The organism is Leifsonia poae (genome assembly GCF_050632865.1).
Classification (GTDB): Bacteria; Actinomycetota; Actinomycetes; order Actinomycetales; family Microbacteriaceae; genus Leifsonia; species Leifsonia poae_B.
Window position 1 is genome coordinate 1,421,125 of sequence record NZ_JBODSA010000001.1, and the last position, 10,516, is coordinate 1,431,640.

Consider the following 10,516-nt stretch of genomic DNA (forward strand, 5'->3'; position numbering starts at 1 on the left):
CCGACCGGCGCTAGAGGACGTCTCCGACCCGGTGCACGCGGATGTCGTTGGTGGTGCCGGGGATCCCGGGAGGGGAACCGGAGATGATGATCACCTTGTCGCCGTCGACGGCGCGGCCGGTCGACTTCAGCGCCTCGTCCACCTGCGCGACCATCTGGTCGGTGTGGGTGACGCGGCCGACGACGAAGGACTCGACGCCCCAGAACAGCGACATGCGGCGACGCACCGACTCCTCCGGCGTGAACGCCAGGATCGGGATCTTGTTGCGCAGGCGCGCCATGCGGCGGGCGGACTCGCCCGACTCGGTGAAGACGCACAGGAACTTCGCCTCGACGAAGTCGGCGACCTCCGTGGCGGCCAGCGTGATCGCGCCCGACTGCGTCCGGGGACGGGTGCCGAGCGGCTGGATGCGCTCCAGACCGTGCTCCTCGGTCGAGGTCACGATGCGGGCCATGGTCTGGACGGTGATGGCCGGGTACTCGCCGACGCTGGTCTCGCCCGAGAGCATGACCGCGTCCGCGCCGTCGAGCACGGCGTTGGCGACGTCGGAGGTCTCGGCGCGGGTCGGGACCGGGCTCGAGATCATCGACTCGAGCATCTGGGTGGCGACGATGACGGGCTTCGCCGCACGGCGGGCCAGCTCGACGGCGCGCTTCTGCACGATCGGGACCGCCTCGAGCGGCAGCTCCACGCCGAGGTCGCCGCGGGCGACCATGATGGCGTCGAACGCCTCGATGATCTCCTCGAGCGCATCCACGGCCTGCGGCTTCTCGATCTTGGCGACCACGGGGACCTTGCGGCCCTCCTCCGCCATGATCTCGTGCACGCGCTCGATGTCGGCGGCGTTCCGCACGAACGAGAGGGCGATGAGGTCGGCGCCGAGCTTGAGGCCCCAGCGGAGGTCGGCCTCGTCCTTCTCGGACAGCGCCGGGACGTTCACGGCGACGCCCGGCAGGTTGATGCCCTTGTTGTTCGACACGGGACCCGCGACGACGACCTCGGTCGTCACGACCGGACCGTCGACCGCGACCACGCGGACGCGGACCTTGCCGTCGTCGATGAGGAGGTAGTCGCCCGGCTTGACGTCGTTCGGCAGCCCCTTGAACGTGGTCGAGGAGATCTCCTTGGTGCCGATGATGTCCTCGGTGGTGATCTTGAAGATGTCACCCTCGGCCAGCTCGTAGGGGCCGGCCTCGAACTTGCCGAGACGGATCTTCGGTCCCTGCAGGTCGACCAGGACGGCGACGGGCTTCCCGGCGTCGTCGGCGGCCTTGCGCACGTTGGCGTAGACCCCCTCGTGCACCTCGTAGCTGCCGTGGCTCAGGTTCATCCGAGCCACGTCCACACCCGCGTCGATGATCGCGCGGATGTTGTCGTAGCTGGAGGTCGCCGGCCCGAGGGTCGCGACGATTTTGGCCCTTCTCATGCTTTTTGTTCGCTCCGTGATTCTGCGCCGGGGGGCGCGTGTTGTGGCTCTGGCGCCCGGCCTGGCGGGCATCGCCTCGTTCGAAAAGCTCAGACGAGGATGCCGCGGTCGGTGGGACGGATCGGAGACGGCAACTGCGTCTCCCCTTCAAGATACCGGTCGACGGCCGCGGCTGCTGCACGGCCCTCGGCGATCGCCCAGACGATGAGGGACTGGCCACGGCCGGCGTCGCCGGCGACGAAGACGCCCTCCTGCTCGGTCTGGTACTGCCCGTCGCGCGCGACGTTGCCGCGCCCGTCGAACGGCAGCCCGAGCTGCGACGACAGCTCGTCCTGCTCCGGACCGGTGAAACCGAGGGCCAGGAGGACCAGGTCGGCCGGGATCTCGCGCTCGGTGCCCGCCTTCGGCACGCGGCGTCCGTCGAGGAATTCCGTCTCGGCCACGCGCAGCGCACGGACCTCGCCGAACTCGTTCGCCAGGAACTCGACGGTCGACGCGAGGTATTCGCGCTTGCCGCCCTCCTCGTGCGCGGACTGGACCTCGAACAGCGTCGGGGTGGTCGGCCACGGCTGGTTCGACGGGCGCTCCGCCGGCGGCTGCTTGCCGATGGCGAGGTTCGTGACGCTGGCGGCACCCTGGCGGTGCGCGGTGCCGATGCAGTCGGCGCCGGTGTCGCCGCCGCCGAGGACGACGACGTGCTTGCCGTCGGCGGTGATCTGGTCGGCGACCTGGTCGCCGGCGCCCGCCTTGTTCTGCTGTACCAGGTACTCCATGGCGAAGTGCACGCCGGAGAGCTCACGGCCCGGGATGGGCAGGTCCCGCGGCACCATGGCGCCGGTCGCGACGACCACCGCGTCGTAGCGGGCGCGCAGGTCGTCCCAGGTGATGTCGACGCCGATGTTGACGCCCGCGCGGAAGCGGGTGCCCTCGGCCATCATCTGGTTGAGGCGCGCCTCCAGGTGCTTCTTCTCCATCTTGAAGTCCGGGATGCCGTAGCGCAGCAGGCCGCCGATGCGGTCGTCGCGCTCGTACACGGCGACGGTGTGGCCGGCGCGGGTGAGCTGCTGCGCGGCGGCGAGGCCGGCGGGACCGGAGCCGACGACGGCGACCGTCTTGCCGGTCAGGCGCTCCGGCGGGTGCGGCTGCACCCAGCCGTTCTGCCACGCCTGGTCGATGATCGAGACCTCGACCTGCTTGATCGTCACTGCGGGCTGGTTGATGCCGAGCACGCACGACGACTCGCAGGGCGCCGGGCACAGGCGGCCGGTGAACTCGGGGAAGTTGTTGGTCGCGTGCAGGCGGTCGATCGCCTGGCGGCCCTCCCCGCGCCACATCAGGTCGTTCCACTCCGGGATGAGGTTGCCCAGCGGGCAGCCCGAGTGGCAGAACGGAACGCCGCAGTCCATGCAGCGGCCCGCCTGCCGGCGCAGCTGCGCCGGGTCCTGCGCCTCGTAGACCTCTTTCCAGTCCATGAGCCGCACGGAGACGGGACGGCGCTTCGGCAGCTCCCGCTCGGTCGTCTTCAAAAAGCCTTTGGGGTCAGCCACCGGTCACCTCCAAGTCGACAAATCCTTTGGGGTCAGACAGAATCATCCGCCCGTCACCTCCAAGATCCGATTCCACACAACATCGCCGTCGGGGTCCAGCCCCTCGTCGACGGCCTCCTGCCGCATCTGCAGCACCGCGGCGTAGTCCCGCGGGAGCACCTTCACGAACTTCGCCACCGTGGCGTCGAAGTCCTCCAGCAGACGGGTGGCGAGCGCCGATCCGGTCTCCGCCACGTGCCGCTCGAGCAGATCGCGCACGATCTCGATGTCGGCGCTGCCGAGCGGCAGGAGCTCCAGCTCGCCGCTCGCGAGCGATTCGCGGTTCACGCGCTCGGGCTTCAGGTCGTACACGTACGCCGTGCCGCCGGACATTCCGGCGCCGAGGTTGCGGCCCGTGCCGCCCAGGATCACGGCGAGCCCGCCGGTCATGTACTCGAGCGCGTGGTCGCCCACGCCCTCGACGACCGCCGTGGCACCCGAGTTGCGGACCAGGAAGCGCTCCCCACGATGCCGCGGATGAACATGCTGCCCTGGGTCGCGCCGTAGCCGATCACGTTGCCCGCGATCACGTTGCGCTCCGCCGGGAACACGCTGTCGCGTGGCGGCCGGACGACGATCTGGCCGCCCGAGAGCCCCTTGCCGACGTAGTCGTTGGAGTCGCCCTCCAGGCGCAGCGTGATGCCCGCGGGGAGGAACGCGCCGAGCGACTGGCCGGCCGAACCGGTCAGCGTGATGTCGATCGAACCCGCGGGCAGCCCGTTCTCGCCGTGGCGCACGGTCACCTCGTGCCCGAGCATCGTTCCGACGGCGCGCTCCGTGTTGCGGATCGGGAGCGACAGCTCCAGCGTGCCGCCGTTCGTCAGCACGTCCTCGGCCGCCTCGATGAGCTGCACGTCGAAGTGGTGCTCCAGCTCGTGGTCCTGCTGGCGGCCGTTGCGTCGCGGCGCCTCCGGACCGAACGACGGACCGTGCAGGATGGGCGCCAGGTCGAGGCCGGACGCCTTCCAGTGGTCGATCGCGCGGTCCACATCCAGCAGCTCGGCGTGGCCGATCGCCTCTTCGAGCGAGCGGAAGCCGAGAGCCGCCAGGTACTCGCGCACCTCCTCCGCGATGAACTCGAAGAAGTTGACCACGAACTCCGGCTTGCCCGAGAACCGTGAGCGCAGCTCCGGGTTCTGCGTGGCGACGCCGACCGGGCAGGTGTCGAGGTGGCAGACGCGCATCATGATGCAGCCGGAGACGACCAGCGGGGCGGTCGCGAAGCCGAACTCCTCGGCCCCGAGCAGGGCGCCGACGATGACGTCGCGGCCGGTCTTCAGCTGGCCGTCGACCTGCACGACCACGCGCTCGCGCATCCCGTTCAGCATCAGGGTCTGCTGCGTCTCGGCGAGCCCGAGCTCCCACGGCGTTCCCGCGTGCTTGAGCGAGTTGACCGGGGACGCGCCGGTGCCGCCGTCGTGTCCGGAGACCAGGATGACGTCGGCCAGCGCCTTCGCCGTGCCGGCCGCGACCGCGCCGATGCCCGACTCGGAGACGAGCTTGACGTGGACGCGGGCGCCCGGGTTGGCGCGCTTGAGGTCGAAGATCAGCTGCTTGAGGTCTTCGATCGAGTAGATGTCGTGGTGCGGCGGCGGCGAGATGAGGCCGACGCCCGCGGTCGCATGACGGGTGCGCGCGACCCACGGGTACACCTTGGTCGGCGGCAGCTGGCCGCCCTCGCCGGGCTTGGCGCCCTGCGCGAGCTTGATCTGGATGTCGTCCGCGTGCGTCAGGTACATCGACGTGACGCCGAACCGGCCGGACGCGACCTGCTTGATCGCGCTGCGGCGCTCCGGGTCGAGGAGACGGTCGAGGTCTTCGCCGCCCTCACCGGTGTTCGACTTGGCGCCGAGCCGGTTCATGGCGATCGCCAGGGTCTCGTGCGCCTCCTTCGAGATGGAGCCGTAGCTCATCGCGCCGGTGGAGAACCGCTTCACGATGGACGAGATGGGCTCGACCTCCTCGATGGGAACCGGCGGACGCTCGCCCTCCTTGAGGGAGAACATCCCGCGCAGGGTCATCAGCGACTCGGACTGGTCGTCGACGAGCTTCGTGTACTCGCGGAACACGTCGTACCGGCGGGTGCGCGTCGAATGCTGCAGGCGGAACACCGTCTCCGGGTTGAAGAGGTGCGGCGACCCGTCGCGGCGCCACTGGTACTCGCCGCCGGTCGCCAGCCGCTCGTGCGCGAGTGCCGCGCCCTCCGACGGGTACGCGCTGTCGTGCCGGGCCAGGTTCTCGGCCGCAATGACGTCGATCCCGACGCCCCCCAGCTTGCTGGTGGTGCCGGTGAAGTACTGGTCGACGAACGCCTGCGACAGGCCGACGGCCTCGAACGCCTGCGCTCCGGCGTAGGACGACACGGTCGAGATGCCCATCTTGGACATGATCTTGAGCACGCCCTTGCCGAGCGCCTTGATGACGTTCTTGACCGCCTTCTCGGGGCTGACGCCGGTGATCATGCCGCTGCGGACCAGCTCTTCGCAGGTCTCCATCGCCAGGTACGGGTTGATCGCCGAGGCGCCGTAGCCGATGAGCAGCGCGACGTGGTGCACCTCGCGCACGTCGCCCGCCTCTACGATGAGGCCCGCCTTCATGCGGGTCTCGGAGCGGATGAGGTGGTGGTGCACCGCGGCCAGCATGAGCAGCGACGGGATGGGCGCCAGGTCCTTCGTGGAGTCGCGGTCGCTCAGCACGATGAACTGCGCGCCGTTCGCGATCGCCTCGTCGACCTCGTCGCACATCTCCGCCAGCCGGCGCTCGAGCGCATCCGGCCCTGCGTCCGACCGGTACAGGCCGCGCACGGTCGTGGTGAGCGTGCTGCCCGGGCGCGGGTCGATGTGCTGGATCTTCGCCAGCTCGTCGTTGTCGATCACCGGGAAGTCGAGCACGACCTGCCGCGCGTGCTCGGGGCCCGCGGTCAGGAGGTTGCGCTCCGGGCCGAGGCCGAGCTTCAGCGAGGTGACGACCTCCTCGCGGATCGAGTCGAGCGGCGGGTTCGTGACCTGCGCGAACTGCTGCGTGAAGTAGTCGAACAGCAGGCGCGGGCGCTCGGAGAGCACGGCGACCGGCGTGTCCGACCCCATCGCGCCCAGCGGCTCGGCGCCGGTGGTGGCCATCGGCTTCAGGAGGATGCGGACCTCCTCCTCGGTGTAGCCGAACGTCCGCTGCCGGCGCACGATCGACGCCGGGGTGTGGACGATGTGCTCGCGCTCCGGGAGGTCCTTCAGGTTGATCCGGCCCTCGTCCAGCCACTCGCCGTACGGCGCGGCGGCGGCGAGCTCGGACTTGATCTCCTCGTCCTCGATGAGGCGGCCGGCGACCGTGTCCACAAGGAACATGCGACCGGGACGCAGGCGGCCCTTCCGCACCACGCGGCTCGGCTCGATGTCGAGCACGCCGATCTCGGAGGCGAGCACCACGAGACCGTCGTTGGTGACGACGTAACGGCCGGGGCGGAGGCCGTTGCGGTCGAGGGTCGCGCCGACCAGGGACCCGTCGGTGAAGACGATCGCGGCGGGGCCGTCCCACGGCTCCATGAGCATCGAGTGGTACTCGTAGAACGCGCGGCGGACCGGGTCGATCTCAGTCTGGTTCTCCCACGCCTCCGGCACCATCATCATGACGGCGTGCGGGAGCGGGCGGCCGCTGAGCGAGATGAGCTCCACGACCTCGTCGAACGAGGCCGAGTCGGACGCACCGGGCGTCACGACCGGGAAGATCGGGCGCAGGTCGCCGAGCAGTTCGCTCTCGAGCTGGGACTGGCGGGCGCGCATCCAGTTGCGGTTGCCCTGAACCGTGTTGATCTCGCCGTTGTGCGCGATCATGCGGAACGGCTGCGCGAGCGGCCACGACGGGAAGGTGTTCGTGGAGTAGCGCGAGTGCACCAGCGCCAGCTTGGACGCGAAGCGCTCGTCCGACAGGTCGGGGTAGAACGGCTCCAGCTGGAGGGTCGTCACCATGCCCTTGTAGACCAGGGTGCGGCTGGAGAGCGACGAGAAGTACAGGTCGAGCTCGCGCTCCGCGCGCTTGCGCAGGAAGAAGGTCTGGCGGTCGACGGCGATCCCCGAGACCTGCTCGCCGTTCTCGTCCACGCGGGTGGAGGCGACGTACAGCTGCTCGATGACCGGCATGGCCTGGCGGGCCAGCGTGCCCAGCTCCTCCGGGCGCACGGGGACGGGACGCCAGCCGAGCACGGTCAGCTCGTGCTCGCCGGCGATCTCCTCGAGCGCCGCCTTGACCTCTGCGCGCGTCTGATCGTCGCTCGGCAGGAAGGCGTTGCCGACGGCGTAGCGGCCGGCGGCGGGCAGCTCGAAGTCGACCACGGCGCGCAGGAACGCGTCGGGAACCTGGGTGATGATGCCCGCGCCGTCGCCGGTGCCGGCGTCGGAGCCGACCGCACCGCGGTGCTCCAGGTGACGCAGCGCTTCGAGCGCCGCGTCGATGATGTCGTGCCCGGCGGTGCCGCGGAGCGTGGCGACCATGGCGAGGCCACAGGCGTCCTTCTCGTGGGCAGGGTGGTACAGGCCCTGGGGGCCTGGCACGGTCCCGAAGCGGGAATGGGGAGGCGTGAGCGCCATCTGTCGACCGTCCTCACAGTGTCGTGGATGTGGGGATGTGTGAATGCGGGGACGCCTTCGGCCCGTGCTGGGAGGGGGTTCCGCCGCTCCGCCCGATCCGGGTGCGGTCGGGCTGTTCGGTGCGGTCAGTGCGTGGGATCGCCTCGACGGTTACTTCGTGCCGTCGGAATTCATCCGTTCGTGGGGCTTGTGGCCTTGGCCGAAGCGGACCCGGCAGGTGCACCGTCTACGTCGGCGGCGCCCTCGTCGTCCAGGTCCGTGTCGTCCGAGTCTACCTCAGCATCGGGACGCACCCATTCACGACCCGGCCGGTACGGGCTGGGCTCGAGTCCGGGGTGACGGCGGGACTGCACGACGAAGACGATCACACCGAGCACCACCGCCGCGAAAGCGGCCCAGACGTTGGTCGGGATGCCGAGGAACGAGAACTCGCTCGGGTCGATGCGGATCGACTCCAGGTAGGAGCGTCCGAGGCCGTACCAGACGAGGTACAGGGCGAACAGCTTGCCCCACTGGAGGTGCCACTTGCGCTCGATGAGCACGAGCAGCACGACGCCGATGACGTTCCAGATGATCTCGTAGAGGAACAGCGGCTGGAACAGCGTGTTGTCCGGGAGCCCGACCGGGATGGCCTTGTTGGTGGAGTCGATCTCGAGGCCCCACGGCAGGTTGGTCGGCAGGCCGAACAGCTCCTGGTTGAACCAGTTGCCGAGGCGGCCGATCGCCTGCGCGAGCAGGAGGGCCGGGGCCAGGGCGTCGGCGAAGGTCCAGAACCGGATGCCGGTCCAGCGGCAGCCGATCCAGGCGCCGACCGCGCCGCCGAGCAGCGAGCCGAAGATGGCGTTGCCGCCCTCCCAGATCGCGAAGACCTTCCACGGGTCGGCGCCCGGGTAGAAGTAGTCGCCCGGGTGCGTGACCACGTGGTACAGCCGCGCGCCGATGATGCCGAGCACCACGACCGGGATCAGGATGTCGAGCACCACGCCCGGCTCCGCACCGCGCTTGGTGAGGCGGCGCGACGTCCAGATCGCGGCGATGACGATGCCGATGAGGATCATGATGGCGTACGTCTGGATGCGCCAGTGGAGCCCGAAGATGTCGATCGGGATCTGCTGCCACTCCGGCCCGGGGCTGGGGATGCTGGCGTACCAGCTGCTCATGGTCAGGGTCACCCGAGGACTGCCTTTCGATCAGGATGCACAGCGCACGACGTGTCGCGCTGCGAGATTAGTCTAGGACGCGGTCAGGGGCGGTCCGTGCCGCGGGCCAGGGAAGCGGCCACGCGGCCCGCCTCGGCCACGCCGCCGTCGCCCAGCGCCTTGACCAGCGCCGAGCCGACGATCGCGCCGTCGGCGTACTCCAGAACCTCGGCCACCTGGGCGGCCGTGGAGATGCCGAGGCCGACGCACGTGCTGGTCGCGCCCGCCTCGCGGAGGCGGCCGACGAGTGTGCGCGCCGCCGCATCCACGTCGCTGCGCGCGCCGGTGATGCCCATGGTGGAGACGGCGTAGACGAAACCGCGGCTGGCGTCGACGGCCTGCTTGAGGCGCGCGTCGGTCGAGCTCGGTGCGGCGAGGAAGACGCGGTCGAGGCCGACGCGGTCGGAGGCGGCGAGCCAGTCGGCGCCCTCGTCCGGGATGAGGTCGGGCGTGATGAGCCCCGCTCCCCCGGCCTCGGCGAGGTCGTCGGCGAAGCGGTCGACGCCGTACTGCAGCACGGGGTTCCAGTACGTCATCACGAGCACCGGGATGTCGACCTGCGCCGTGATCTCGCGCACTGCGGTGAAGCCGTCGCGGAGCCGGAAGCCGGCGCCGAGCGCCTGCTGGGTCGCCGCCTGGATGACCGTGCCGTCCATGACGGGGTCGGAGTACGGCAGCCCGAGCTCGATGACGTCGACGCCGTTCTGCGCCAGGGCCACCGCGGCGTCCACACTCGTGCGGAGGTCCGGGAAGCCCGCCGGCAGGTAGCCGACCAGGGCGCCGGCCGCCTCCTCGTTGCGTCGCGCGATCGTGTCGGCGACGCGGCTGACCGCGACCCCGCTCACGATTGCACCGCGTCCGCGTCGATGAGGTCGAAGTAGCGACCCGCGGTCTCCATGTCCTTGTCGCCGCGTCCGCTGAGGTTCACCAGGATGAGACCGTCGGGCCCGAGCTCGCGGCCCAGCGCCAGAGCACCCGCGAGGGCGTGCGACGACTCGATCGCCGGGATGATGCCCTCGGTGCGGCTGAGCAGGCGCAGCGCCTCCATCGCATCCGCGTCGGAGACGGGCAGGTACTCGGCGCGGCCGATCTTCGCCAGCCACGCGTGCTCCGGGCCGACGCCCGGGTAGTCGAGGCCCGCCGAGATGGAGTGCGACTCGATGGTCTGGCCGTCCTCGTCCTGCAGCAGCATGGAGCGTGCGCCGTGCAGCACGCCCGGGCGGCCCTTGGTGATCGTGGCCGCGTGCCGCGGGGTGTCGGCGCCCTCGCCTCCGGCCTCGAAGCCGATCAGCCGGACGTCTTCGTCGTCCAGGAACGCGTGGAAGATGCCCATCGCGTTCGACCCGCCGCCGACGCACGCGGCGACCGCGTCCGGCAGACGCCCGGTCAGCGCCAGCACCTGCTCGCGCGCCTCCTCGCCGATGATCTTCTGCAGGTCGCGGACCATCGCCGGGAAGGGATGCGGCCCCGCGACGGTGCCGAAGATGTAGTTGGTGTTCTCGACGTTGGTGACCCAGTCGCGCATCGCGTCGTTGATCGCGTCCTTGAGCGTGCGCGAGCCGGTCTTGACGGCCACGACCTCGGCGCCGAGCAGACGCATCCGGGCGACGTTGAGCGCCTGGCGCTCCGTGTCGACCTCGCCCATGTAGATGGTGCACTCGAGTCCGAACAGGGCGGCGGCTGTCGCCGTGGCGACGCCGTGCTGGCCGGCGCCGGTCTCGGCGA

5 protein-coding genes and 1 pseudogene are annotated in these 10,516 nt (G+C 70.3%); all 6 read right to left on the bottom strand.

Features of this window, described 5'->3' with window-relative positions; translation table 11 throughout:
- Positions 1 to 10: 10 nt before the first annotated feature.
- Positions 11 to 1,426 carry a pyruvate kinase gene (gene pyk, locus ACRAWB_RS07165; protein WP_431352676.1) on the bottom strand — a complete coding sequence of 472 codons (1,416 nt, stop codon included), beginning with the start codon at positions 1,424 to 1,426 and terminating at the stop codon, positions 11 to 13.
- A gap of 89 nt (positions 1,427 to 1,515) precedes the next feature.
- A complete protein-coding gene (locus ACRAWB_RS07170) occupies positions 1,516 to 2,973 on the bottom strand; it encodes a glutamate synthase subunit beta (RefSeq protein WP_431352677.1) in 1,458 nt (485 codons plus the stop codon).
- A 42-nt stretch (positions 2,974 to 3,015) separates the two neighbouring features.
- Positions 3,016 to 7,592, bottom strand: a pseudogene (gene gltB / locus ACRAWB_RS07175) (glutamate synthase large subunit).
- A 170-nt stretch (positions 7,593 to 7,762) separates the two neighbouring features.
- The gene (gene lgt, locus ACRAWB_RS07180) at positions 7,763 to 8,752 is read right to left on the bottom strand and encodes a prolipoprotein diacylglyceryl transferase (RefSeq protein ID WP_431352726.1); all 990 of its coding nucleotides are present in this window, start codon (positions 8,750 to 8,752) and stop codon (positions 7,763 to 7,765) included.
- Between the two features lie 83 nt (positions 8,753 to 8,835).
- A complete protein-coding gene (gene trpA / locus ACRAWB_RS07185) occupies positions 8,836 to 9,636 on the bottom strand; it encodes a tryptophan synthase subunit alpha (RefSeq protein ID WP_431352678.1) in 801 nt (266 codons plus the stop codon).
- Positions 9,633 to 10,516 (bottom strand): tryptophan synthase subunit beta (gene trpB, locus ACRAWB_RS07190; protein WP_431352679.1); only part of this gene is annotated, 884 nt, incomplete at its 5' end. The genes trpA and trpB, both read right to left, overlap by 4 nt.